We start from the raw sequence: 26296 nt of genomic DNA, 5'->3' as shown, positions 1-26296 counted from the left end.
GTCATGGGCCCTTTCCGGTATGGCAAACGGGGCGACCGAAAGACCGCCCCGTTGTTGCTTGTTTATGCGACGAAGTCGTCTTCATTCAGGTCAGCGCTGTTGACCCCGGCCAGAAGGACCGAACCTGCGTCTCCAAAGGAGATCAGCGCATCTTCGCCATCCTGCGAGACGTTGACGTTGCCGCCAAAGTCAGGACCGAAGTCACCGAATTGCAGCTGGTCAATGCCAACCTCAAAGTCCTGAATGACGTCGTCCCCGAAATTGCCCGCAAAGACGAACGTGTCCTGGCCCGCGCCGCCGATCAGTATGTCATTGCCACCCTCACCGTTCAGCACATCACCACCGGCCTGACCGTTCAGGGTGTTGGCCCCTGAGTTGCCCGACAGGATATCATTGCCGCCATTCGGGCTGCCTGCATTGTTCGAGCCGTTGATGTTTTCGAAGCCGAACACCTGATCCAGCGTGGCCCCGTACGGTGCGTTGACCGTGGCGACACCGTTGCCGTCTTCGTCAAGGTCCAGAACAACGCCCGGCCCTGCGGTGAACAGCGCAGTATCGATGCCTTCACCACCGATGATGATGTCGGCCCCACCGAAAGAGTGGATGGCATCATTCCCGGCACCGCCATCGAGCACGTTGAACTCGTTGTTGCCCAGGATCAGATCATCCCCGCTGGAACCGACAACATTTTCGAAGTCATCGACTTCGGCGACGATCTGACTGTCGACGATAACGGCACCGTCCTGTGGACCTTCATCGCCATTGCCCACCGCGTTCGGTGCAGGGCCGCTCAGGTCCAGATCAACGGTCACACCGTCAAAGCCGGACATATCGAGCGTGTCGCTGTCATCCGAGCCGACTACCCGCTCGATCGAGCGCAGAACGTCGACCTCAATCTGGTTGTCGATGACGTCCTGGCCGATGACACCGGCACCGCCTGTGGCTTGGGTATCCAGCGTGGCGCCTGCGTCGACCAGCGTGTCCTGCACGACCGCGCCATTCTGACCGGCAGGTGCATTGTGCAGGTGGATGGCCGAGACAACACCCGGGATCGGCGTGCTCAGGTCGGCCTCGTTCAGGCCAACAACGCTCAGTTCGCTGGAATAGGTGACGACACCCGTGTTCAGGTTCTGAGTGATGACGACCGTGGCCTGCCCGGTGGCTTCGCTGTCCGACAGCGGGCCCGGTTCCTGCGACGCGTCCAGACCACCGCTGAGCGTGACCGTCCGGATGCCGTTCACGGTTTCAACGCTGTCCACCAGCAGTTGCCCGCGGATTTCACCGCCCGGGAAGTCCGAGGTGTGGATGTTGTAATACAGGTTGCCCAGGATGGCTTCCTCAACAAACCAAGACGGGTCCGGGATGTTCGACCCAAACTGGTCCGGGTCATCAACCACCGCATCGGTGACCGTGACGGTGAAGCCGGTGTCACGGGTTGCAGTGCCATTGCCGTTGGCGTCCAGAGATACCTCGACCGCGACATCCAGATCCGAGAAATCGGCCGTGTCGATACCGTCGCCGCCATCAATGACGTCATTACCCAGGCCACCGGTCAGAACATTGTCAGCTTCGCCTGCTATCAACACATCATCGCCCGCGCCACCGACGATGTCGCCGTTGGTGGTGCCCAGATCAACAAAGATGTCATCGCCCGCGCCCAGAAGAACGTTGCCGTTGATCACGCCTTTGTCGTCATTGACGATGGTCACAGAGCCGGCGTCCGACGCTTCGATTGCATTGACCGAGCCGCGTATCTCACCGTCGTTCAGGATTGCACCCAGAAGGTTCACACCGCCATCCACGCGAATACCTGCGGCGGCGTCCGAATCTTCGGACCCGGCGATCAGGCCTTCGTTGACGACCACACCTGCAAAAGCCGCGTCATCCTGGCTGGTGAACAGGCGCAGACCGTCGCCGACCTGATTGCCTTCGACCGCGTCGCCACGACCTTGCAAGGTGCCTTCGTTCAGCACGGCAGCCGACACCACGTCACCCGAGACATCACCGGTTTGCAGCGAAACGGCCGAACCGTTATTGCCTTCGCCCGCATCGACAAGGCCGGTGTTGGTGAAGCTGTAATTGTCAGCCGTGCCATCGGCATAAACGGTGCCGTTGCGCTGGTTTCCTGTGCCGAGGATCTCGCCTTCGTTCACCACCTCAAGCCCGTCACCGTCAATGTTCAGCGCGCGGCTGTTCGAGCTGATCACACCGCCGCGGAAGTTATCGAGGCTGCCCGAACTGCCAGCACCCGCAAACTGCACGCCGTTGAACTTACCCGCGATCTCGCCGAAGTTGCGGACCGAAGCGCTGCCGGTAACCTGAACCCCGGTTGCCAATGCGTCGAGGCCAGAGTTGGCCTCGATCCGGCCCGAGCGGAAGTTGAAAACATCGACATCCTGACCCTGTGCCAGAACCGCCGCGACCGCGCTATTGGTGACGATTTCTCCGAAGTTCAGCAGACGCGAGAAATCATTGGCCAGAACAAAGGCCGGAGTGTCATCGACAACAGTGCTTTGGAAGAAGTTGTTGATAAGGGTTTGGCCATCGCGGGATGTCTCTTGCGCCAGTGAGGACGTGGTCAAAAGACGGGCACGTAAATCTTCAAGGAATTGGGGCAGCATGGGGAACTCCATCATGGGTTTGCAATTTGCGGCCCGCCCGCTGGTCTGGGCGTTCCACGTAGCAAAGGGGTAGTCACCGCTGCCGGTCAGCTAAAATTCATCCTGCGAATTGGGGGTATAACCAAAGCAAATAGTCACGGCTTCCGTGATATCAGGTTTCAGCGCAATGCGTGTTTTCAACAGGTTACGTGACCTCCGGCAAACACGCAGAGCTATTCAGTGGCACGTTTTGACGGTTTTGTCAGTGATTGTGATCCGGATTTCCTTCTGCTGTGTCCAGGTCGGCGTATGTTAAGACCATCCCCGCAGGGTCGAAAAAGCAGCACCGGTTTACGGCCATGAATTTCAGAGATTTGGAATATGTCCTCGCCATCGCCAAACATGGCCAGTTCAGCCAGGCCGCCGTGGCCTGCAATGTCTCACAGCCCGCCTTGTCCAATCAGGTCAAAAAGCTCGAGCAGGATCTGGGTACCGACCTGTTTCTGCGCCTCAACAACGAGGTACGCCCGACCGCCTGCGGTGATCGGGTTATCGCAATTGCCGAGCGCATCCTAAAAGACGCCCAGCACATCCGGGACACCGCGACCCAGTTCCGCGACCCCGAGGCCGTCCCGTTCCACGTGGGTATGACCCCGACACTGGCCCCATATCTGACGCAGTATTTCTCGGAGTTGTTCAGCACACTGTTCCCCAACATGCGGGTCACGATGGTTGAAGACCTGCCGCAGAACATGTTGCAAATGGTCGAAGATCACGATCTGGACGTGGCGCTTGTGGCCAAGGCCAATACCGCGTCGACGCTTGATTTCACTTCGATCTGGACCGAGCCCCTGTTTCTGGCCGTCCGCGAAGGGCACCCGCTGTGCCATCTGCCGTCCATCGCGCCCGAGGACGTGCCCGCCCATGATTTTATCCGGTTACCGCACAGCTTTGGCTATGAGCTGGAAGACCGCCTGCCCAAATCGGACCCCTCGCGCCGGGTCAGCAAACGGTTCGACCTGAGCGCCCTGCGGTTTGAAACAATCTGCCGCCATATCTGCCACTCGGACGATTGCACCATTGTCTCGGCGCTGGCGGCAGAACAGTTCCGGCGTGACAGGTGGCCGCTGTGCTTTGTGCCCTTCGATGCGCCCGGAAACATGCGCGATCTGGGGGCGGTAACGCGCCGCGGCTGTCCGCGCCGGCCGCTGCTGGACCGCATTGGTGCCTTTATCAATGAAAAACCGCCCGTTGGTGTCACACCAACCTTTTCCGGGTGATATCCCGCCGAAAGTCGTGACCTCGCCCGGCGGGCACACAACTGACAACCCAAAACCTGCATCTTAAACACTCGTTATCAGAAAGGTTTGTGCAGGTCGTCGGTCTGAAATTCTTCTTGCCCATATGTTCCAAAAGGCCGAACTTATCAGAGTATCCAGCCTGTTTTCCGACGGCCCGCAGCTACGCGCGCAAGCCGGTTGACAATGGATTTTGTATTTTGGATACATTGGCCAGAGATTTCGCGGCGAACAGAGTCGTACAAGAATGCTCTGGCCACAAAGAGCAACGCGAATGTCTGAATTAAATCATTTCTGGGAGACCCACATGAAACTGAAATTAATGGCCGCAACTGCTGCGATCGCCCTGTCGGCTGCCGCAGCACAAGCGAACACGCTGGTCTATTGCTCGGAAGGCTCGCCCGAAGGGTTCGACCCGGCGCTGTTCACCGCCGGCACGACCTTTGATGCCTCTTCGCACCCGATCTACAACCGCCTGCTCGAGTTCGAAACCGGTACCACCAACGTTGTTCCCGGTCTGGCGGAAAGCGTCGAGGCCAGCGATGACGGTCTGGAATACACCTTCAAGCTGCGTCAGGGCGTCAAGTTCCATTCGAACGACGAATTTACCCCGACCCGTGACTTCAACGCCGATGACGTGATCTTCTCGTTCATGCGTCAGAAGGACGAAAGCCACCCGTACAACCAGATTTCGGGCGGCACATGGGAGTATTTCAAGGGCATGGGCATGCCGGAACTGGTCGAGTCCATCGAGAAGGTCGACGACTACACCGTGAAATTCACCCTGACCAAGCCCGAGGCGCCTTTTGTCGCCAACATGGCGATGGATTTTGCCTCGATCCTGTCCGCCGAATACGCGGATGCGATGATGGCCGCGGGCACGCCTGAAAAGCTGAACACCGCGCCGATCGGCACCGGTCCGTTCTCGTTCGTGGCCTACCAGAAGGATGCGGTGATCCGCTATGCGCAGAATGCCGACTACTGGAAAGACCCGGCAGCGGTTGAGAACCTGATCTTTGCGATCACGCCTGACGCTTCGGTGCGCTATCAAAAGCTGAAGGCTGGCGAATGCCACATCATGCCCTATCCGAACCCCGCCGATATTCAGGCGATGAAGGATGACGGCGACATCAACATGATGGAGCAAGAGGGCCTGAACGTCGGCTATCTGGCCTACAACACCACCATGGAGCCGTTCGACAATCCGAACGTCCGCAAGGCACTGAACATGGCGATCGACAAGAACGCCATCATCGACGTGGTGTTCCAGGGCTCGGGCCAGGTTGCAAAGAACCCGATCCCGCCGACCATGTGGGGCTATAACGACGCCATCACCGACGACGCCTATGATCCCGAAGCGGCCAAGGCAATGCTGGAAGCCGAAGGCGTATCCGATCTGTCGATGAAAATCTGGGCGATGCCGGTTCAGCGTCCGTACAACCCGAACGCACGTCGTATGGCCGAACTGATCCAGGCGGACTTCGCCAAGGTTGGTGTGGACGTCGAAATCGTCTCCTATGAATGGGGCGAGTACCTGTCGCGCTCGAAAGAGCTGAACCGTGACGGTGCTGTTCTGCTGGGCTGGACCGGTGACAATGGCGACCCAGACAACTTCCTGGCCGTGCTGCTGGGCTGTGACGGTCGCGAGGCTTCGAACCGCGCACAATGGTGCCACCAGCCGTTCGATGACCTGATCCTGCAGGCCAAGCAGACCACCGATCCCGCAGAGCGCACCAAACTGTACGAAGACGCTCAGGTGATCTTCAAAGAGCAGGCGCCCTGGGCGACTATCGCTCACTCGGTTGTCTTCATGCCGATGCGCAATGAAGTGCAGGGCTACAAGGTGCACCCGCTGGGCGGCCACATCTTCTATGATGTAAGCGTCGAGTAAATCACCACTCACTGACCGGAGCCGCCCTTGGCGGCTCCGGTTTTCTATTTTGGAGGTCGGCGTCAATGCCGGATTTGTCCGAGTACCGTCAACTGGCAAAGGACATGTCAGTGGATGCCGTGGCGCTTGTGCCCGGTCCGAATTTCACCCGCGCTTTGGAAAAACCCTTCATGAGCCACGAACGGCCCTTTGTGGTCGTGATCCCGGCCGAAGGGGCGCCTGCTGCGGTAGTCCCCAATCTTGAGCTTGGTTCATGGGAACTGGTCGGGTTCGAAGGCGCTGTCTTCGACTGGTTCGATCAAACCGGCTATGATGATGCATTTGCCGCGCTGGCCGATCACATGCCGCTGACATCGCTGGCCGTCGAAGGGCAGGTGATGCGGGTCTTTGTGTCCAAGGCTTTCACCAACGCGCTGCCGGACTTGCGCATTGTCGATGCCGAGCGTGAGATTTCCGGCCTGCGGATCTGTAAAACCGACGCCGATATCGCGGCGATGCAGGCCGCGGTAGATATCTCGGAACGCGCCCTGGAGCGTGTGATCGCCGATATACGCGTGGGTCAGACCGAAGTTCAGATCGAGCAAGCCCTCGTTCAGGCCCTGTTTGCCGAAGGCGCGGCCTCGCTGGCCTTTGCGCCGATCGTTGCGGCTGGGGACAACTCGGCGCGGCCCCATGGCAAGGCACGCGCGGATTACCGGATCAAGCCCGGCGACGCGCTGCTCTTTGATTTTGGTGCCCGCAAACACGGGTTCGCCGCCGACATTACCCGGACCTTCTTTGTTGCCGAAGCCTCGGACGAGGGCAGGGACGTCTACGACACCGTACTGCGCGCCAATCTCGCCGGATTCGCGGCTTGTCGCCCCGGCGTTACCGCCCATGATATCGATGACGCGGTGATCGGCGTGCTCGAGGCCTCGCCCTATGCAGACCGCATTCGCACCAAAACCGGCCACGGGTTGGGCCGCGACGTGCACGAAGCACCGTACATAATGCGCGGAAATAACCAGAAAATCCTGCCCGGCATGGTCTGGACCAATGAACCGGGGCTTTATGAACTGGACAATTTCGGCGTTCGCATAGAAGATGTAGTGCTTGTAACGCAGGATGGCTGCCGGTCTCTGACCAGCTTTCCCAAAGATCTCACAATCATAGGTCGCTGATGTTTGGCTACTTACTCACACGCCTTGGCATGTTCGTTCCGACATTTCTGGGCGTAACGCTGATTTCCTTCATGTTCATCCGGGTCCTGCCGGGCGATCCCATCATCGTCATGGCCGGTGAACGCGGCATGACCGAAGAACGCTATCAGGAAATGGTCGAGAAGCTGGGCTTCAACAAACCGGTCCTGCAGCAATACTGGGATTATCTCGTCGGCGTCATGCACGGCGATTTGGGTGAAAGCTTTGTCACCAAGAAACCGGTCTGGGACGAGTTCTTTGCCCTGTTTCCTGCGACGCTAGAGCTGTCGATCTGCGCGATGATCTTTGCGGTGGCGCTTGGATTGCCTGCCGGTGTGATCGCAGCGGTCAACCGCGGCAAGTTCTTTGACCGGGCGCTGATGTCCTCGGCGCTGGTCGGATATTCGATGCCGATTTTCTGGTGGGCGCTGCTGCTGATCATCGTGTTCTCGGGCAATCTGGGCTGGACGCCGGTTTCAGGCCGGATCGACCTGCTGTACTATTTCCCCAGTGTCACCGGGTTCATGCTGATTGACAGTCTGCTGTCAGGGCAACCGGGTGCATTTGGCTCGGCCGTCCGTCACCTGATCCTGCCGACCATCGTTCTGGGCACCATCCCGCTGGCGGTGATCGCCCGTCAGACACGCTCGGCCATGTTGGAGGTGCTGGGCGAGGATTACATCCGCACCGCCCGCGCCAAAGGCCTTTCACCATCACGGATCAACGGCTTGCACGCACTGCGCAACGCTCTGATCCCGGTGATTACCGTGATCGGCCTGTCTGTCGGCACTCTGCTGGCGGGCGCAATCCTGACCGAAACGATCTTTAGCTGGCCCGGCATCGGCAAGTGGATGGTCGACAGTATTTTCCGCCGCGACTATCCCGTGGTTCAGGGCGGCCTGCTGATGATCGCCGTGATCGTGATGCTGGTAAACCTGCTGGTCGATGTCCTTTACGGCATCATCAACCCCAAAATCCGGAGGCGGTGATGGCTGAACTGTCTGCAAACGCACCTAAAACCGAAGACCGCCCCAGCGCCCTGCGCGAGTTTTGGTACTATTTCAGTGAAAACCGCGGTGCGGTGTTCGGGTTGTGGGTGTTTACGGCCTTTGTCTTCTGCGCTGCTTTCGCACCGCTGCTGGCGCCCTATGACCCGACCGAGCAATTCCGCAACCACATTCTGCAACCACCGGCGTGGCAGGAAGGCGGCAGCTGGGCTTTCCCGCTGGGCACCGACCCACTGGGCCGGGATATGCTGTCACGTCTGATCATGGGATCGCGCTATTCCTTCTTTGTCGGCATCGTCGTGGTCTGTGTGGCCGTGACGGGCGGCGTGATCATTGGCCTGCTGTCCGGCTTCGCTCCGAAATGGGTCGATACGCTGATCATGCGGGTGATGGATATCATTCTGTCCTTCCCCTCGCTGCTGCTGGCGCTGGTGCTGGTGGCCATCCTTGGCCCGTCGCTGACCAACGCGATGATCGCCATCGCCATCGTGTTCCAGCCGCATTATGTGCGCCTGACCCGCGCCTCGGTGCTGTCGGAGCGGCAGAAAGACTACGTCACCTCGGCGCGCGTGGCCGGCGCAGGCAAGGCGCGGCTGATGTTCAAAACCGTGCTGCCGAACTGTCTGGCGCCGATCATCGTGCAGGCTGCGCTGTCATTCTCGACCGCCATTCTGGACGCCGCCGCCCTTGGCTTTCTGGGCATGGGCGCACAGCCGCCAACGCCGGAATGGGGCACCATGCTGGCCGAAGCGCGCGAGTTCATCCTGCGCGCCTGGTGGGTGGTGACCTTCCCCGGCCTTGCCATTCTGGTCACGGTGCTGGCCATCAACCTGATGGGCGACGGTCTGCGCGACGCGCTGGACCCGAAACTGAAGCGGAGCTAACGACATGAGCCTGTTGGATATCCGAAACCTCACCGTCGAATTCGCCACCGCTTCGGGCAAATTCCGCGCAGTGGACGGGGTGGACCTGTCCGTCGACAAAGGCGAGTTGATGGCCATCGTCGGCGAAAGCGGCTCGGGCAAATCCGTGTCGATGCTGGCGCTGATGGGCCTGCTGCCCTGGACCGCCACGATCACCGCCGATCAGCTGAGTTTCGAGGGCATCGACCTGACCAAAATCTCGGCCCGCGACCGGCGCAAGATCATCGGCAAAGACATCGCCATGATCTTTCAGGAGCCGATGTCGTCGCTGAACCCCTGTTTCACGGTCGGCTTCCAGATCAAGGAAGCGCTGCGTATCCATCTGGGTTTGAACCGCAAAGACCGACACCAGCGCGCGATTGAGCTGTTCGATCAGGTCGGCATCCCCGCCCCGGAAAGCCGTCTGAACACTTTTCCGCACCAGATGTCGGGCGGGATGAACCAGCGGGTGATGATCGCCATGGCCATCGCCTGCACCCCCAAGCTGCTGATCGCGGATGAGCCGACAACGGCGCTGGACGTGACCATTCAGGCGCAGATTCTGGACTTGCTGGTCCGGCTGCGCGATGAGCAGGGCATGGGGCTGGTGCTGATCACCCATGACATGGGTGTGGTTGCTGAGACGGCCGAGCGGGTACAGGTTCAATATGCCGGCCAAAAGGTTGAGGAACAGCCCGTCAAGGACCTGTTCCGCACGCCGCGCCATCCCTACACCTCGGCGCTTCTGAGCGCATTGCCCGAGAGGGCAACATCCAAGATGCTGCCAACCATTCCCGGCGTCGTGCCGGGGCAGTTCGACCGGCCCAAAGGCTGCCTGTTCAGCCCCAGATGTCAGTACGCGGACGATCTCTGCCGGTCCTTGCCGCCAACCCCGCACAGCGCCGATTTCGGCAAGGCCCGATGCCACCATGTTGAAAAGATAACCGCCGGAGAAATGGCATGACCGCACCTATCGTTCAGGCCAATGCATTGGCCCGACACTACATTGTCAAGGGCGGGCTGCTGTCGAAACCGGCGACGGTCAAGGCCCTGTCCGGCGTGGATTTCGACCTGAAACCGGGCAAGACGCTGGCCATTGTCGGAGAATCCGGTTGCGGAAAATCGACCCTTGCGCGCGTGGTGACAATGATCGAGGAGCCGACCTCGGGCCATCTGACCATCGATGGCGTCGATATCACGCCGACGAAATGGGCGCAGATGCGCGCAACAGTGCAGATCGTGTTTCAAGACCCTTACGGCTCGCTCAATCCGCGCCAGCGGATCGGACAGATCCTGCAGGAACCGCTGATCATCAACCGACCCGACATGTCCGCCGCCGACCGCGAGGCGCGGGCACGCGAGATGATCGACCTCGTCGGCCTGCGCCCCGAACATTACGACCGCTATCCGCATATGTTCTCGGGCGGGCAACGCCAGCGAATCGCAATCGCACGGGCACTGATGCTGAATCCCAAGGTTCTGGTGCTGGACGAGCCCGTCTCGGCGCTGGATGTCTCGATCCAGTCGCAGATTCTGAACCTGCTGGTCGAGTTGCAGGAGCGTCTGAATCTGGCCTATCTGTTCATCTCACATGACCTGTCGGTGGTGAAACACTTCGCCGACGACGTGATCGTCATGTATCTGGGCCGGGCCGTCGAAAAGGCCCCAAAAGAGCAACTGTTCGCAGCCCCCCGGCATCCCTATTCCAAGGCGCTGCTGTCAACGACCCCGCGCGCCGATCCGGAGGCGCGGAAAGATCGGATCAAGTTGGAAGGTGAGTTGCCTTCACCGATGAACATCCCCCAAGGCTGCGCCTTTGCGCAACGCTGTTGGCTGGCGACCGAGGAATGCCGTGCCGCCCCGCCCGAACTGAGCGGTGAAACCCATCAGGTGGCCTGTCTGCATCCTCTGGATTGACCGGGCTTATTCGCCTCCGCGCGTGGCAATGACCATGTCCAGCAACTGGTCCTTGGTGCGCTGAATATGCCGGGTCAGCAGGGCGCAGGCGTCCTCGACCCGGCCGTCGCGGGCCAGTGACAACAGTTCTCGATGGTCTTTCTTGGCCGGTTCGCGCTGTTCCATGACACTGAGATGCATCCGGACATACCGGTCGGACTGCACATTGACCCGTTGCAGGATTTCATTGCTCAGACCGCGCCCGGCAGCCGCATAAAGCGCCATATGGTATTCGTTGTTGAGGCTGCCCCATCTGCCGACATCATAAGCATCATAGGACGTTTCCATGTCATCCAGAATCCGGTCGCATTCGATGAAATCGGCAGCGCTCATCATTGGGATAGCGCGTTTGAACAGGTCCACTTCCAGCAGCACGCGCAGATCGAAAATCTCACCGATTTCCGACAGGGAATGTTTGGTGACCGATGCCCCGCGATTGTTGGTCAATTGCACCAGGCCTTCGGCGTCCAGCCGCTTCAGCGCCTCGCGGATCGGCATGCGAGAAACGTCATAATCCTCGGCCAGCGCTTCTTGCCGGATGGTCTCGCCTTCGGCCATTTCACCGCTCAGAATCCGCTCGCGCAGGTCGTTGGTGATGACTTCGGGCAGGCTTTGTCGGGGGATCGCGCGGGTTCTGGGCATTCGGTCAGTCTCGGGTGCAGGCAACTTGTATCCAAAATACAAAATGAGTGATGGATTTCCAAGTCCCTTGCACGCCACGATTGCAATCAAGTGAGACACCGCATCTGGTGGCATGGCGGACGAAACTTCATCCCTGTTTCACGTCCCTTGTCCAAACCGGTTTCAGGCGCTGGCCGAAATGGCCGGGATGTTCGCTTGGTTGCAAACAAACGAAAACCCCGGTTATCTGACCGGGGTCTCGGTTTCAGCCCGGCAGGTCAGCCCTGCACGACGTTCTGACGCTGCACACCCAGCCCTTCGATGCCCAGCTCCATCTTGTCGCCGGGCTGCAGATAGGTCTGCGGATTCTGCCCCATACCCACACCCGGAGGTGTTCCGGTCGAGATCACATCACCCGGTTGCAATGACATGAAATGCGACAGGTGCGAGATAACGGTGGCCACACCAAAATGCATCGTGTTTGTCGACCCGTCCTGATAACGGTGGCCGTTGACCTCAAGATACATCGGCAGGTTCTGCGGATCGGCGATTTCGTCCCGCGTTACCAGCCAAGGCCCGATTGGGCCGAACGTGTCTGCTGACTTGCCTTTGACCCACTGACCCGAACGGTGCAACTGGAAGTCACGCTCCGACAGATCGTTGACGACGCAATACCCGGCCACATGGTCCAGCGCCTCGGCCTCGGACACGTATTTTGCCTCTTTGCCGATCACGACCCCCAACTCGACCTCCCAATCGGTCTTGACCGAGCCGCGCGGGATTTCGACGGTGTCGTTCGGACCAACGATAGCAGAGGTGGCTTTGAAAAAGATCACCGGTTCGGCGGGCAGTTCCATTCCACTTTCGGCAGCGTGATCGGCATAGTTCAGACCGATGCAGATGAACTTGCCGACGTGACCGACACAGGCACCGATACGCGGGTTGCCTTCAATGACCGGCAGCCCGGCCAGGTCGAGCCCGCGCAAGCGCGCCAGCCCCTCCTCGCTCAGCACATCGCCCGCGATATCGCCTACAACGCCGGACAGATCGCGGACATTGCCATTCTCGTCCAGCACTCCGGGTTTTTCCGCGCCAACCGGACCATAGCGTAAAAGCTTCATTTCCTGTTCCTTTTCAATTCAGGTGGTCCAGCCGCCCTCGATGGCAAAGGGCTGTCCTATGGTGTAGTTGCGGGCGTCGCTTGCAAGATACAGCGCTGGTTCTGCCATTCCCTCGGCGGTTCGACTTAGGCCCATCGACTGGCGTGCGATGAAATCCGTCATCGCGTCTCTCACACATGTTCCGGCATAAGATCGGTCGGCAGGTTCTGGTAACAGACCGGCCGCAAAAAACGCCGGATCGACAGGGTGCCGACCGAGCTTGCGCCGAAATTAGTCGAGGCGGGATAGGGGCCGCCATGCACCATGCTGTCACAGACCTCGACACCGGTGGGGAAGCCGTTGGCCAGCAGCCGGCCGGCCTTGCGTTCCAGCACAGGCACCAGTTTGCGCGCGGTGTCCGCATCCTCGGCGTCCAAATGCAGGGTGCAGGTCAGTTGCCCTTCGACTGCGCGGGCGACGTCGGTCATCTGATCGACGTCACGGGTTCGCACGATGATGCCGGTGGGGCCAAAGACCTCGTCATGCAGGCTGTCATCGGCCAGCCAATTGTCGCCGGAAACGACGAACAGGTTCGGGGCGGCGCTGCGGGGCGCGCTGTCTTGGCTGACGATCTGGGTGACCCCGGCGCCTTCAGCGAATTGCGCCACGCCCTTGCGATACGCGTCCGCGATACCGCTGGTCAGCATCGTTTGTTCCCCCGTCTCGGCCAATGCGGACTGCGCTGCTGCCTGCAGGGCATCCGCGCCCGATCCATCAACCACAATGGCGATGCCGGGGTTGGTGCAGAACTGGCCCGCGCCCATGGTCAATGAACCGGCCCAGCCAGTGCCGATCTCGGCGCCCCGCACCGCGGCGGCTTTGGGCAGAACGAACATCGGGTTGACCGAGCCCAGCTCACCAAAAAACGGGATGGGTTCGGGGCGTTGGGCGCAGATATCGAACAGTGCGCGACCGGCGCGCAACGACCCGGTGAACCCCACCGCCCGGATCAGCGGATGCTGGGCCAAGGCTGTTCCGACCCCAATCCCGTCGCTTTGGATCAACGAGAACGTACCAGCGGGGGTGCCGGTTGCCTTGATCGCGGCATCAATCGCTTGCGCCACGATCTCACCGGTGCCGGGATGCGCCGGGTGGCCTTTGACAACCACGGTACAGCCCGCAGCTAAGGCCGCCGCCGTATCCCCGCCCGCGACCGAGAACGCCAGCGGGAAGTTCGACGCCCCAAACACCGCAACCGGGCCTATCGGGCGCTGGATCATGCGCAGGTCGGGGCGGGGCAGGGGCGCGCGATCCGGCAGGGCGGGATCATGGCGTTGATCCAGATACTCTCCGGCTTCGATATGATCCGCAAAAAGCCGAAGCTGGCCGGTGGTGCGGCCCCGCTCGCCCTGCAGCCGCGCCTCGGGCAGGCCGGTTTCCTGGCACCCGATCTGGGTGATCGCATCGCCGCGCGCGTCAATCTCGTCCGCGATTTTCCGCAGCAACGCGGCCCGGTCAGCCCGCGTGGACCAGCCGAATGTGGCAAAGGCCTCTTCTGCGGCCTGAACGGCGGCGTCCACATGCGCAGGCGTCCCCACAGAGAAATCATGGCTTGGTCCATGTGCAGGGTCCGACGCGAAAGTGGCCTCGGTCCCGACCCATTCGCCAGCGATCAGGTGTTTTCCGGTCAACATGTTCAAATCTTCCTTAAATCAGCCCGCGCCGGGCGAGGTTTCGCATCAGGTGGGACGCCCCGAACTTCCATTCCGGGCATTCGGTCGACAGGCGCACCCTGTTGGTCAGCGTGCCCAGCTTGTCGCTTGAGATCGTGACGATATCACCCAGTTTATGGGTGAACCCACCCCCCGGAGTATCGCGATCCTGGGTCGGTGCAAAGAGGGTTCCAAGAAACAGCATCAGCCCGTCGGGATATTGGTGATGCCGCCCGATGGTCTGGGCCACCAGATCGACCGGGTCGCGGCTGATCTGCGCCATCGAGGAATGGCCTTGCATGTCAAACCCGTCGGGTCCTGTCACGGTCAGCGTCAGTTCAGCCGCGCGCACGTCATCCAGCGTGAAACTGTCATCGAACAGCCGGATCATCGGCCCGATCGCGCATGAGGCGTTGTTGTCCTTGGCCTTGCTCAGCAACAGGGCCGAGCGCCCCTCGACATCCCGCAGGTTGACATCATTGCCCAGCGTTGCGCCCTTGATTTCACCCTGTGAGCTGACGGCCAGAACGACCTCGGGTTCGGGGTTGTTCCAGGTTGAGTTCGGGTGCAAGCCGACATCCGCACCATACCCGACCGAAGACAAAACCTGCGCTTTTGAGAACACCTCGGCATCCGGGCCGATCCCGACCTCCAGATATTGGCTCCACAGCCCTTCGGTGACCAGAGCCTGTTTGACCTGTGCGGCCGCGTCAGACCCCGGCACGATATTGGTCAGGCTGCCACCGATGCGGGCGCCGATACGGGTGCGGATCGCGTCGGCCTTGGCCGGATCACCGGCGGCTTGTTCCTCGATCACCCGTTCCACCATAGAGCCCGCGAAGGTGACGCCGCAGGCCTTGACCGCCTGCAAATCACATGGGGCCAGCCAGTGATGGCCCGCGTCCAGCGAGCCTATCGCCTCACCCGGTGCGTGACACGTGTAATTGGCGGCATCCTTGCGTTCGAGGATATCGCGTACGGTTGGCGCTTCTTTGGATGTGATATCAATCAATTGCCCGTCGCGCAGGGTCACAATGCAAGGGCCAACACCCTCGCGATCAACCCGCCCCAGCCAAAGCCCGCCGGTGTCCAGCTTCGGAAATGTCATCTCAACCTCTGAGGTCATAGGCCCGGGCGGCATTGCCCCCCAGAACCGCATTGCGTTCGGTTTCGGTCAGCGCGCTCAACAACTCGCCCGTGGTATCCAGCCAGTGCTGATAGCTGCTGGCCAATGTGCAGACCGGCCAGTCACTGCCCCAGATCAGGCGGGACGGGCCGAACGTGTCCAGCAGGTGTTCAACATAAGGGCGGAGGTCGTCAGCCGTCCAATCCGGCGCGGCCTCGGTGACCAGACCAGACAGTTTGCACCAAGCGTCAGTACCACGAGCAAGCGCGGCCATGTCTTCGGCCCATCCCGAGATCAACCCGTTCTTGATAAGGGGCTTGGATCCGTGATCGATTACCACCCGCATCCTCGGGTGCCGCGACAGAAGTTGGCGCAACGGACGCAAATGTTGCGGCAGGGTCAGGGCATCAAAGGTCAGATCGTGGCGCTGCATCGCCTCAAATGCCTGAGTCAGATCGTCCCCTATCATCCAATTGGGGTCAGGGATGTCCTGAATCATCGGCCTCAGCCCAACCAGCGCCGGGTGCACGGACAGCGCGTTGATCTGTGCAGGCGCATCGGCGGCTTCGAAATCGACCCAACCGACCACGCCTTTGATGAACGAAGTTTGATCGGCCAGAGACAACATGTACTCCGTTTCAGCGACCGTTGGGGCGGCCTGCACCAAAACCGTACCGTCAATCCCGGCGGCCCTGATAAGGGGCGCCAAGTCGTCCGGCGTGAAATCCCGGTAAATCGCGGCAAGTTCCGGCGTCAGCCAATCGTAGTCACCCCGCGCCAAAGCCCAGAAATGCTGATGTGCGTCGATCCTCATCCAATGACGCCTTTCTTGAGGATGATGTTGCCATAGAGCCTGCGCTCGCCTGTCTGGACGATGACAAAGGCGCTGGCGGCGCGGTCGTAGAAGGCGAACCGTTCCAGCCCCTGAATGCGGCTGGGATTGTCTGCCGTGGCATCGATGATAGTTTGAAAATCGGCCACGGCTTCGGGCACTTTGTCCGGATCGCCGACCACCTGCATGGTTAGCGCCGGGTCAGGTGCGAATGTGTCCAGCGGCATGACAGACAGAACCGCCCGCAATATCTCACTGGCCGATGACCCATCGGCGCGAATGCATGTCGGGCCAATGCTGGAGCCGGGAAAATTCGCATCCGCGATGACGATCTCATCTCCGTGTCCCATTGCGCGCAGCGCGTGCAGCAGCGCGGGCAAGAGGATCGGGTCGATGTTACGCAGCATTGGCGGCCTCGGCGGGCAGAGGTGCATCGGGGCGGATCAGGCCCTCGGACCGCAGATCAGACCAAAGCCCCGCCGGGATGTCGCGGTTCAGCAGGGCGACATTGGCCTGAACCTCGGCGGCACTGACCGCACCGGGGATCACGGTTTTCACGCTGGGATGGCCCAGAACGAACTGCAACGCGGCCGCGATCAGTGGCGTATCATGCGCGGCGCAAACAGCCTCGATCTTGCGCACCCGGTCAAGAATATCCTTGGGCGCGTCGGCGTAATTGTATTTGGCTCCGGGCACCGCTCCGGTGGCCAGAATGCCCGAGTTATAGGGCCCGCCCAGAATGATCCCGACATCGCGTTTTTCACAAAGCGGCAGGAAACTGTCCAATGCCTCTTGTTCCACCAGCGTGTACCGGCCAGCCAACAAAAAGCTGTCAAAATCACCCAGCCCCAGCAATTTCTCGCAAACTTGCCATTCGTTCACGCCAGCGCCGATAGCGGCAACCTCGCCCCCGTCGCGCAGCTCGGTCAGCGCCTTATAGCCGCCGCCATCGAACAACTCGCGCACTTTGGCGTCCGACATTTCCTGACTGCCTTGACTGAAGACACAGACATCATGCACCAGCAGGATATCGGCGCTGGCCACACCAAGACGGTCCAGGCTTGCTTCATAGGACCGCATCACCCCGTCATAGGTGTAATCAAACACGATGCGTTTCTGCGGCACGTCCACAAAGGCCTCGGGCGTTACTTCATGCGGCTCGCAATCCAGCAGCAGGCGCCCGATCTTGGTTGACAGCTGGATGGTCTCGCGCCCGAAGCGCGCGATTGCCTGGCCAAACCGATGCTCGGACCGGCCTAGCCCGTATTGGGGCGCGGTGTCGAAATACCGGATGCCCGCGTCATAGGCGGCCTGCAACGCCGCCTGTGCGTCCTGATCCGAGACTTTGCGATAGAGATTGCCCAAAGGTGCGCCACCAAAACCCATGCGGGTCAACGGCACAGGCCTTTTGGTGCGATGGTTCAAGAGTTCGGTCTGCGCAACGGTCATCCTGCTTCCCGTGTTGGCTGAATGGTGATGTTGAAGAGGTGCGGCTGTTCCTGAATCAGGACCTCGATCCGCGGCATGAGCTGCCCCAGATGGCGCCGCATGGCCGCCTGCGCCGCCTGTTCGTCGCGGTCCAGAACCGCGGTGTGAATGGCGCGATGCTCTTGCATAGTTTCCGCGATACGCCCCGGCGTGGGCAGCAACAGCATACGGGCGCGGCTGACTTGCAGCGACACGGTTTTCGCCACGTCGCCCAGATGTTTGAAACCGGTGAATTGCATCAGCAAGGCGTGGAATTCCTCATCCGCCTGGTAGAAGCCGGGAATATCGTCATCTTCGATCAGCAACTCTTGCAGACGCATGTTGCGGCTGAGTTTCTTGCGCTGATCCTCGGTCAGGTCGCGCGCCACCTTGGCGACGGTTGCCAGTTCCAACGCCTCACGCAGGAACATGCCTTCACGGATTTCCGGCATCGAAAAATATGAGACCCGCGTTCCCGATTGCGGCACGACATCCACCAGCCCTTCGGCTGCCAGCCGGGCAATCGCCTCGGTCACGGGTGCGCGCGACACGCCCAACCGCTCGCAGATCGGCGCCTTTCTGAGCGTCGCCCCGGGCGGAAAGTCCAGCGACAGAATGGCTTGCTTGATCGCCTGATATACCCGCTGCGCCAGCGAGCCCTCATCCGACGCAATATCGCGCAACAGCTGCGCGTCGATGTCTTGTGGTTTGGTCATGATCTCCACCTATCATACTAACATGTTAGTTGACAAGTATGTGATCGCGCTTTAGCAATCAGGTCAGGCAAGCGGGGATCGGATGCAAGCTAGTCAGGAAAATAAGGCGTCTGGGACGGCGACTCGGGACACGGTCAAGCTGAACCCTGATGATAATGTCGTGATCGCGCTGCGCGATTTGCATGCCGGAGACCGGCCTTTCGGACTGACCTCGCCGCTGCCTGGCCCCGTTCTTCGCGGACACAAGATCGCCGTCACTGCCATTGCCGCCGGTGAGAATGTCATCCGCTACGGGCAGATCATCGGACAGGCAAAAAGTGACATCGGCCCCGGCGACCATGTCCATGTGCACAACCTTGGGATGGGGGCGCATCAACAGGATTACGCCCATGCCAGCGCCAACACGCCCTTGGCGCCATTGAATGAGGACCGCACCTTTCAGGGGTTTCACCGGGCCGACGGAAAAGTTGGAACACGCAACTATATCGGCATTCTGACCACGGTGAACTGTTCGGGCTCGGTCGCGCGCTTCATTGCCGAAGCGGCCCAGAAGTCCGGCCTCTTGGGCGACTATCCGAATGTGGATGGCGTGGTGCCGATCGTGCACGGCACCGGCTGCGGCATGTCCGGCAAGGACGAAGGTTATGCGACCCTGTTCCGCACTCTGGCCGGATATGCCCAGCATCCCAACTTTGCGGGCATATTGCTGATCGGGCTGGGTTGCGAGGTCATGCAGGTCGCCGATCTGGTCGGCGGTCGTCCGATCCGTCAGGACGGCGCGCTGCGCTACATGACCATCCAAAACGAAGGCGGCACCCGCCGCACCATCGAACGCGGCCTGGAAGAATTGCGCGGCATCGCGGAACTGGCCAATCAGGCGGTTCGGCAGCCTGCGCCGATCAGCGCGATCACGGTCGGAATGCAATGCGGAGGTTCGGATGGCTATTCCGGGATCACCGCCAATCCGGCATTGGGATATGCGTCAGACCTATTGGTGCGCCACGGCGGCACAACAATCCTGTCGGAAACCTCAGAAGTTTATGGGGCCGAACATCTGTTGACCCGTCGCGCCGAGACGCCCGAAGTGGGCCGGAAACTAATAGAGCGCATCCACTGGTGGGAAGACTACACTGCCCGCAACGGCGGCGAGATGGACAACAACCCCAGCCCCGGAAACAAGCGTGGCGGGCTGACCACCATTTTGGAGAAATCGCTGGGAGCTGTCGCCAAGGGCGGTACTGCACCAATGCGGGATGTCTACAAATTCGGTGAGATGATCGACAAAAAGGGCTTTGTCTTTATGGACAGTCCCGGATTTGACCCGTGCTCTGTTACGGGGCAGGTGGCCTCGGGCGCGAACCTGATCGTGTTTACCACCGGGCGGGGCTCGGTGTCCGGCTATCAGCCGACGCCCTGCGTGAAGCTGGCGACCAATTCCGAAATGTACGCGCGGATGGCGGACGACATGGACCTGAACTGCGGCGACATCGTCACCGACGGGATCAGCATCGAAGCCAAGGGTGAAGAGCTGTTTGAAATTTTGATCCGGGTCGCATCCGGCGAGAAAACCAAAAGTGAGGAACTGGGTTTTGGGGGCGTCGAGTTCGTACCCTGGCAAATCGGTGCGGTGATGTAACCGGCGCAGCCCTTGGGGAGACGGGCGGTATGGGAGGAAAAATGACAAAACTGGTCGACATGACGGGGATCGACAAGCACTTCCCCGGTGTGCACGCGCTGAAATCCGTGCAGTTCGATCTGTTTCCGGGTGAGGTTCACGCGCTGATGGGCGAGAACGGGGCCGGGAAAAGCACGCTGATGAAAATCCTGTCGGGGATCTACCAGCGCGATGGCGGTGATCTGGTGATCGAAGGTAAATCGGCCAGCCCAACCACCCCGCGTGAGGCGCAGGATCTCGGGATCGGCATCATTCATCAGGAACTGAGCCTGATGAATGACCTAACCGTGGCACAGAACATCTTTATCGGGCGTGAACCCCGCAAAAGCTTTGGCCGTCTGGACGAGGCCGCGCTGAACGCGCAGGCCGCCGAGATTTTCGCCTCGATGAACCTGTCACTGGACCCGAAAACGCTGGTTGGCAGCCTGACTATCGCCAAACAGCAGATGGTCGAGATCGCCAAGGCGCTGTCCTACCGATCCAAGGTTCTGATCATGGACGAACCCACGGCGGCGCTGAACGATGCCGAAATTGCCGAATTGTTCGTGATCATCCGTCGCCTCAAGGCCGAAGGTGTCGGCATCGTCTATATCAGCCACAAAATGGATGAGCTGAAACAGATCGCCGACCGCGTCACCGTCATGCGCGATGGCGAGTATGTCGGCACCGCGGATGCCGCCGACACACCGATCAGCCGGATTATTGCGATGATGGTTGGGCGCGAGGTAAACGAGGAACCTCTGGACGTGCCGGATCTGGGAAACGCCGAGGTCTCGTTGCAAGTCTCGAACCTGTCGCGGGGCAAGGACATCCACCAGGTCAGTTTCTCGGTTCAAAAGGGCGAAATACTGGGATTTGCCGGGCTGATGGGGGCCGGGCGCACCGAAGTGGCACGCGCCATTTTCGGAGCCGACCCCAAAGATAGCGGTGAAATCCACGTCCACGGAAAAGCGGTTTCAATCAAGTCCCCCAAGGATGCAGTGCGCGCAGGGATCGGGTATCTGTCGGAAGACCGCAAACACTTTGGTCTGGCGACCGGTATGAACGTGCGGGACAATATCGCGCTGGCCTCGATGGACCTGTTTACCGCGACGGGTGGCGTTCTGAATGATGGTGAGATCAGTACCACCGCGAAAAGCTATATCAAGCTATTGGGCATTCGCACCCCGTCCGATGTTCAAGAGGCCCGACTGCTGTCGGGTGGCAACCAGCAGAAGGTTGTCATTGCCAAATGGCTGCTGCGCGACTGCGATATTCTGATCTTTGACGAACCCACCCGCGGCATCGACGTGGGGGCGAAGTCGGAAATCTACAAACTGCTCGAAGAACTGGCCGAGCAGGGCAAGACGATCATCGTGATCTCATCGGAACTGCCCGAGATCATGCGCCTCAGTCACCGTATCGCGGTGATGTGCGAGGGCCGGTTGACCGGCATTCTGCCCGGCGGGAAAGACACCACCCAGGAAGACATCATGCATCTGGCCACCCAACGCGCGCCGGCGATGCAGATAAGAGGGACAGTGCAATGACCACAGCCACGGATATCGACAAGAAGAAGCCCCTCGCGGGTCTGTCGGAAAGCGGCGCCTATCAAAAGCTGCTGGCGTTCGCCAGTCTGATCGCCTTGCTGATCGGGTTCTCGATCGCATCGCCGAATTTCATGCAGACCTCGAACATGATCGCCATTCTGCAGGCCACTTCGGTCAATGGGGTGCTGGCCGTGGCGGCGACTTTGATCATCATTACAGGCGGCATTGACCTGTCGCTGGGCACGTTGATGACATTCTGCGCGGTGATCGCGGGGGTGGTGCTGACCTATCTGGGAATGCCGCTGCTGCTGGGTGTCGCGGCCGCCATTGGGGCAGGGGCGCTGTGCGGGCTGTGCTCGGGCACGTTTGTCGCCAAGATGAAAATCCCGCCCTTCATCGCCACGCTGGGCATGATGCTGATCCTCAAAGGCTTATCGCTTGTGATCTCGGGCACGCGACCGATCTATTTCAACGACACGCCGGGTTTCGACCAGATCTCGCGCGGGTCCCTGATCGGAGAGGTTTTCCCCGCACTTCCCATTCCCAACGGCGTGCTGATCCTGTTCCTTGTGGCCATCGCGGCCTCATACATTCTGGGCCGCACGGTCCTGGGGCGCTACACCTTTGCCTTGGGTTCGAACGAAGAGGCCGTTCGGCTTTCGGGCGTGAATACAGACATGTGGAAGATGCGCATTTACGCGCTGGCCGGAGCGATCTGCGGCATCGCCGGTATCCTGATCGCCTCGCGCCTGAACTCGGCGCAGCCCGCGTTGGGTCTGGGCTATGAGCTGGAGGCCATCGCGGCCGTGGTGATCGGCGGCACATCCCTGTCCGGTGGGCGCGGCACGATCCTGGGAACCCTCATCGGGGCGCTGATCATGGCTGTTCTGACCAACGGGTTGCGTGTGCTGTCGGTGGCGCAGGAATGGCAGACCGTCGTGACCGGCGCGATCATCATTCTGGCCGTCTATGCCGACATGGCGCGGCGGAAGAAGACCGGTTGAACCAACATACAAACAACCAACAAGGAGGAGATAAACATGTTTACACGTCGTTTCATTCTGGGGGCGCTGAGCGCGGCCACCCTTGCGGCCCCGGCCTCGATGGCTGCGGCCGAGGACATCTACATTCCATTGGTGTCCAAAGGCTTCCAGCATCAGTTCTGGCAGGCGGTGAAATCCGGTGCGGAACAGGCGGCGGACGAGTATGGCGTGACCATCACCTTTGAAGGCCCCGACAACGAAACCATGGTGGACCGTCAGATCGACATGCTGGCCGCAGCGCTGGCCAACAACCCCAAGGCAATTGGCTTTGCCGCGCTGGACAGCCAAGCCGCCATCCCGCTGTTGAAACAGGCTGATGAGAAGGGCATTCCGATCATCGCCTTCGACAGCGGCGTCGACAGCGATATCCCGGTGTCCACAGCAACCACGGACAACCTGGCCGCAGCAGGTTTGGCCGCAGACAAGATGGCCGAAATGCTGGGCGGAAAAGGCAAGGTCGCCGTGGTCGCGCATGACCAGACCAGCCGCACCGGCATCGACCGCCGTGATGGTTTCGTGGACCGCATCGCGGAAAAATACCCGGATATCGAGGTCGTGACCGTGCAATACGGCCAAGGCGACCATCTGAAATCGACCGAGGTCACCAAAGCCATCCTGACTGCGAACCCAGACCTGAACGGCATCTTTGGCACCAACGAAGGCTCGGCCATTGGTGTGGTGAATGGTGTGCAGGAACTGGGCACCGAAGGGCTGGTCATCATTGGCTATGACAGCGGCAAAGCCCAGAAAGATGCGATCAAAAGCGGGCTGATGGCAGGTGCCATCACCCAGAACCCGGTTGGAATCGGCTATGAGACGGTCAAAGCCGCCGTTGCCGCACTGAACGGCGAAGAGGTTCCGGCCCTGATCGACACCGGCTTCTACTACTACGATGCGTCAAACATGGACGACCCGAAAATCTCGACCGTTCTTTACGACTAACACGCGCACCGCTCACGGCGAACCGGCCGTTTATTTCAGGCGGGTCGGTTTCCGTTTGGCTCGTTCAGCTACACACAGCCCCGTCGGAGCATATCCGCCGGGGCGGACGCATTCTCGTTTCATATTTGTTGAACAAGTGTGTTAGGGTCCGGAATGTATTTTCTGACTTTTATTAAAGGTAGTTGATCCATTGCCAGACAAATCCAACAGCGTATTCAAGCTGCGCCCCCTAGAGAAGGCGGATCTGGAGGTCATCACTCCCTGGTTCCAGGATATTGAGGACCTCGCCCGATTTGACCGCACATCGCGCATTCCATTCAACCTGATGCAGTCTGAAGAAGTCTGGAGCGAGGTTTTCAGCGCCTCCGGAAACAACTGCAAATGCTGGTTCGCTGTCGAATCCGACAGCGGGCAGATTCTGGGATTGGCAGGGCTGGAGGCCATATCATCGGTCAACCGGGACGCAGTTGTTGCAATGTTCGTTGAAAAGTCAGCCAGACGGTTAGGTCTGGCCATCAGGGCGACCGCTCTGGTTGTGGATTTTGCGTTCCGTCAGCTTGGCTTGAACCGACTTACCTCGTATTATCGGGATGATAACCACATAAGCCGCGACCTCGTTGAAAGACTGGGGTGCAAGGTCGAAGGGACCATGCGGCAAGCCTGGTACGCGGACGGAGCATTTCACGACATGATCGTCGTTGGCGTTCTCAGGCAGGATTGGATGGACCAGCGCCCCATCCTGGCAAAAGAGCTTGACCCGGGGACCATCGTAACCTTCGGGTCGGATGGTATCTCAGGCTGGTCCTGGCCACCGCAAGTTGATGAGTGTGAGTAACGGGGTGTGATTTCGCTTTCAGAGCGCAAATGCACATTTTGCAATAAACTGACGATAGGGTTCGAACGCAGCCCCCGAGACGAGTATTGAATGTGAACACCACAAGTCCAAATCCTTCCATTACGCAGAAGCTGGGCGCAATCTTGTTTGCCGACGTCGTCGGCTATTCGCGCCTGATGAGCGAGAATGAGCTGGATACATATAATGCTTTGAAATCACTGTTGTCTCAGCTCGAAGAAACCTGCGCCGCGTTTCAGGGCCGGGTGGTTGAGGTACGTGGCGACGGTATTCTGGCCCTGTTCGAGACCGCCACCAGCGCGGTTGAGTTCGGGGTCGAGCTGCACCGTATTGCCAGTCAGCACAATCAGGAACGGACGGATAATCAGCGGCTCAAGTTCCGCGTCGGCGTCCATCTGGGCGAGATTCTGATCGACGACCGCGGCATCCACGGCGACAACGTCAATATCGCCGCGCGTCTTCAGGAAATTGCCGAACCTGAAAGGGTTTACGTCAGCTCGGCCGTTTATGATCAAGTCTGCAACCGCCTGCGCTATGGCTATGAATTTCTTGGGCCAAAAAAGCTTAAGAACATCCTGTCTCCCATCTCGACCTATTGCGTACGCAGTGAGGTTGCCGGGGCGACAATGGCAGGGACGATGCGGCCTGAAATCCTTGGGGACGTGCTGGAGCGCCCCGATACGCCTTCGGTCGCCATTCTCCCGTTCAGCAGTCAGGGCGGGGACGAGTCGGACAGCTGGATCGCCGAAGGCCTGACCGACGACATCATCATGAACCTGTCCAAGTTCCGCAATCTGTTCGTGATCGCGCGGAATTCGTCTTTTTTCTTCAAAACACAGTCGATGCCACCGAAAGAAGCCGCGCAAAAACTGAATGTGCGCTATGTGGCCCGGGGCAGCGTGCGCCGATCGGCCAGCCGCATCCGGATCACGGCGGAACTGATCGATGCCACGACCGAACGCACCATCTGGGGCGAGCGGTTTGATCGCAAGATCGACGATATTTTCGATATCCTGGACGAAGTGACCGAATGCATCGTGGCCGCCACCGCAGTGATGATTGAATCGCATGAAAAGCGGCGCATGATTCAGGCAATCCCATCGGACCTTGAGGCCTATGGGTCCGTGCTTCAGGGCCAGCACCACATTTTCAAATACACGCGGAACGACAACCGCAAGGCGCAGAACTTCTACCAGTCCGCGCTTGACCGGGATGAAGGCTATGCCCGCGCGGCGGCGGCACTGTCCCGCACCCTGAACATCGACTGGCGCTATTCCTGGAGCAAGGATCCCTCGACTGCGCTGGATCAGGCGCTGACCTTTGCGCAGCGCGCCATCGAACTTGACCCCACCGATGCGCGTGGCTTTGGCGAATTGGGCTATGTCCATCTGTATCGCAAGGAACACGACGCGGCGCTGCAATCCTATCGCCGTGCTTTGGCGCTGAACCCGAATGACGCTGACATGCATTCCGATTTCGCCGATGCGCTGGCGCATTATGGCGACAACGAAACGGCCATCACCCATCTGCAACAGGCAATGCGGCTGAATCCATACTTCCCGGATCAGTACCTGTGGCACCTGGGTGGAGCATATTTCAACCTAAAGCGCTATGGTGACGCCATCGAGGCCGTCAACAAGATGAACAACCCCACTGAAGGACAGCGCTTGCTGGCCGCAAGTTTCGCGCATCTCGATCAGCTGGACGTCGCGCGTGACATTGCAGAGCGCCATCGCAAGGCGCATCCCAACTTCTCTCTGAAACGGTGGGAGAACGTGCAACCGGACCGTCTGCCTGAGGACACGCAACACTTTGTTGAGGGCCTGAAAAAGGCGGGATTCTGAACGA

23 protein-coding genes are annotated in these 26296 nt (G+C 59.9%); 13 read left to right on the top strand and 10 right to left on the bottom strand.

The window, feature by feature from the left end:
• Positions 1 to 62: 62 nt before the first annotated feature.
• Positions 63 to 2621 (bottom strand): beta strand repeat-containing protein, encoded by a 2559-nt coding sequence (locus ACOQFT_RS16130; protein ID WP_421598911.1) that lies wholly within the window; start codon positions 2619 to 2621, stop codon positions 63 to 65.
• Between the two features lie 338 nt (positions 2622 to 2959).
• Here ACOQFT_RS16130 and ACOQFT_RS16125 point away from each other — a divergent pair, with 338 nt between their 5' ends.
• The 7 genes from ACOQFT_RS16125 to ACOQFT_RS16095 all read left to right on the top strand — a co-directional run bounded on the left by ACOQFT_RS16125 (position 2960) and on the right by ACOQFT_RS16095 (position 10793).
• Positions 2960 to 3880 carry a LysR family transcriptional regulator gene (locus ACOQFT_RS16125; protein ID WP_421598910.1) on the top strand — a complete coding sequence of 307 codons (921 nt, stop codon included), beginning with the start codon at positions 2960 to 2962 and terminating at the stop codon, positions 3878 to 3880.
• 325 nt (positions 3881 to 4205) lie between these two features.
• The gene (locus tag ACOQFT_RS16120; RefSeq protein ID WP_421598909.1) at positions 4206 to 5789 is read left to right on the top strand and encodes an ABC transporter substrate-binding protein; all 1584 of its coding nucleotides are present in this window, start codon (positions 4206 to 4208) and stop codon (positions 5787 to 5789) included.
• Between the two features lie 65 nt (positions 5790 to 5854).
• The gene (locus ACOQFT_RS16115) at positions 5855 to 6949 is read left to right on the top strand and encodes a M24 family metallopeptidase (RefSeq protein ID WP_421598908.1); all 1095 of its coding nucleotides are present in this window, start codon (positions 5855 to 5857) and stop codon (positions 6947 to 6949) included.
• Positions 6949 to 7956, top strand: a complete 1008-nt coding sequence (locus tag ACOQFT_RS16110; protein ID WP_421598907.1) for an ABC transporter permease subunit — start codon at positions 6949 to 6951, stop codon at positions 7954 to 7956. Before ACOQFT_RS16115 ends, ACOQFT_RS16110 begins: the two co-directional genes overlap by 1 nt.
• On the top strand, positions 7956 to 8858 hold the full coding sequence (locus ACOQFT_RS16105; RefSeq protein WP_170446482.1) for an ABC transporter permease subunit: 903 nt from the start codon (positions 7956 to 7958) through the stop codon (positions 8856 to 8858). The genes ACOQFT_RS16110 and ACOQFT_RS16105 overlap by 1 nt, the downstream gene beginning before the upstream one ends.
• 4 nt (positions 8859 to 8862) lie before the next feature.
• On the top strand, positions 8863 to 9840 hold the full coding sequence (locus tag ACOQFT_RS16100) for an ABC transporter ATP-binding protein (RefSeq protein WP_421598906.1): 978 nt from the start codon (positions 8863 to 8865) through the stop codon (positions 9838 to 9840).
• Positions 9837 to 10793: an ABC transporter ATP-binding protein gene (locus ACOQFT_RS16095; RefSeq protein WP_421598905.1), complete on the top strand. Its 957-nt coding sequence runs from the start codon at positions 9837 to 9839 to the stop codon at positions 10791 to 10793. Before ACOQFT_RS16100 ends, ACOQFT_RS16095 begins: the two co-directional genes overlap by 4 nt.
• Before the next feature lie 6 nt (positions 10794 to 10799).
• On the opposite strand, the gene ACOQFT_RS16090 is transcribed toward ACOQFT_RS16095, so the two are convergent.
• The 9 genes from ACOQFT_RS16090 to ACOQFT_RS16050 all read right to left on the bottom strand — a co-directional run bounded on the left by ACOQFT_RS16090 (position 10800) and on the right by ACOQFT_RS16050 (position 18406).
• Entirely contained in the window at positions 10800 to 11474 is a 675-nt protein-coding gene (locus ACOQFT_RS16090; RefSeq protein ID WP_421598904.1) for a GntR family transcriptional regulator, read from the bottom strand.
• Positions 11475 to 11731: 257 nt separating this feature from the next.
• Entirely contained in the window at positions 11732 to 12574 is an 843-nt protein-coding gene (locus tag ACOQFT_RS16085) for a fumarylacetoacetate hydrolase family protein (protein WP_421598903.1), read from the bottom strand.
• 18 nt (positions 12575 to 12592) lie between these two features.
• On the bottom strand, positions 12593 to 12736 hold the full coding sequence (locus tag ACOQFT_RS16080; protein ID WP_421598902.1) for a hypothetical protein: 144 nt from the start codon (positions 12734 to 12736) through the stop codon (positions 12593 to 12595).
• 8 nt (positions 12737 to 12744) lie between these two features.
• Positions 12745 to 14247, bottom strand: a complete 1503-nt coding sequence (locus tag ACOQFT_RS16075) for an aldehyde dehydrogenase (NADP(+)) (protein WP_421598901.1) — start codon at positions 14245 to 14247, stop codon at positions 12745 to 12747.
• Positions 14248 to 14260: 13 nt separating this feature from the next.
• A complete protein-coding gene (locus ACOQFT_RS16070) occupies positions 14261 to 15373 on the bottom strand; it encodes a fumarylacetoacetate hydrolase family protein (RefSeq protein WP_421598900.1) in 1113 nt (370 codons plus the stop codon).
• A 1-nt stretch (position 15374) separates the two neighbouring features.
• On the bottom strand, positions 15375 to 16205 hold the full coding sequence (locus tag ACOQFT_RS16065) for an amidohydrolase family protein (protein WP_421598899.1): 831 nt from the start codon (positions 16203 to 16205) through the stop codon (positions 15375 to 15377).
• Entirely contained in the window at positions 16202 to 16630 is a 429-nt protein-coding gene (locus ACOQFT_RS16060) for an RbsD/FucU family protein (protein WP_421598898.1), read from the bottom strand. The genes ACOQFT_RS16065 and ACOQFT_RS16060 overlap by 4 nt, the downstream gene beginning before the upstream one ends.
• Positions 16620 to 17672, bottom strand: coding sequence for an aldo/keto reductase (locus ACOQFT_RS16055; protein WP_421598897.1), 1053 nt, complete (start codon positions 17670 to 17672; stop codon positions 16620 to 16622). The genes ACOQFT_RS16060 and ACOQFT_RS16055 overlap by 11 nt, the downstream gene beginning before the upstream one ends.
• Complete coding sequence (locus ACOQFT_RS16050; protein WP_421598896.1) at positions 17669 to 18406, bottom strand: GntR family transcriptional regulator; 738 nt, start codon at positions 18404 to 18406, stop codon at positions 17669 to 17671. Before ACOQFT_RS16050 ends, ACOQFT_RS16055 begins: the two co-directional genes overlap by 4 nt.
• An 82-nt stretch (positions 18407 to 18488) precedes the next feature.
• Between ACOQFT_RS16050 and ACOQFT_RS16045 the strand changes: the two genes are divergently transcribed.
• From ACOQFT_RS16045 to ACOQFT_RS16020, 6 genes are all read left to right on the top strand, one after another.
• Entirely contained in the window at positions 18489 to 20042 is a 1554-nt protein-coding gene (locus tag ACOQFT_RS16045) for a UxaA family hydrolase (RefSeq protein WP_421598895.1), read from the top strand.
• 41 nt (positions 20043 to 20083) lie between these two features.
• Positions 20084 to 21610, top strand: coding sequence for a sugar ABC transporter ATP-binding protein (locus ACOQFT_RS16040; RefSeq protein ID WP_421598894.1), 1527 nt, complete (start codon positions 20084 to 20086; stop codon positions 21608 to 21610).
• A complete protein-coding gene (locus ACOQFT_RS16035; protein ID WP_421598893.1) occupies positions 21607 to 22614 on the top strand; it encodes an ABC transporter permease in 1008 nt (335 codons plus the stop codon). Before ACOQFT_RS16040 ends, ACOQFT_RS16035 begins: the two co-directional genes overlap by 4 nt.
• Positions 22615 to 22650: 36 nt before the next feature.
• On the top strand, positions 22651 to 23595 hold the full coding sequence (locus tag ACOQFT_RS16030) for an ABC transporter substrate-binding protein (protein WP_421598892.1): 945 nt from the start codon (positions 22651 to 22653) through the stop codon (positions 23593 to 23595).
• A gap of 190 nt (positions 23596 to 23785) precedes the next feature.
• Positions 23786 to 24430 carry a GNAT family N-acetyltransferase gene (locus tag ACOQFT_RS16025; protein WP_421598891.1) on the top strand — a complete coding sequence of 215 codons (645 nt, stop codon included), beginning with the start codon at positions 23786 to 23788 and terminating at the stop codon, positions 24428 to 24430.
• Between the two features lie 143 nt (positions 24431 to 24573).
• Positions 24574 to 26292 carry a tetratricopeptide repeat protein gene (locus ACOQFT_RS16020; protein WP_421598890.1) on the top strand — a complete coding sequence of 573 codons (1719 nt, stop codon included), beginning with the start codon at positions 24574 to 24576 and terminating at the stop codon, positions 26290 to 26292.
• Positions 26293 to 26296: the final 4 nt, after the last annotated feature.

Origin of the sequence: Ruegeria sp. MALMAid1280, from assembly GCF_049195285.1 — a bacterium.
GTDB lineage: Bacteria > Pseudomonadota > Alphaproteobacteria > Rhodobacterales > Rhodobacteraceae > Ruegeria.
Note: the sequence above shows the minus strand (reverse complement) of the source record. Positions and strands in the feature narration are given on the sequence as shown.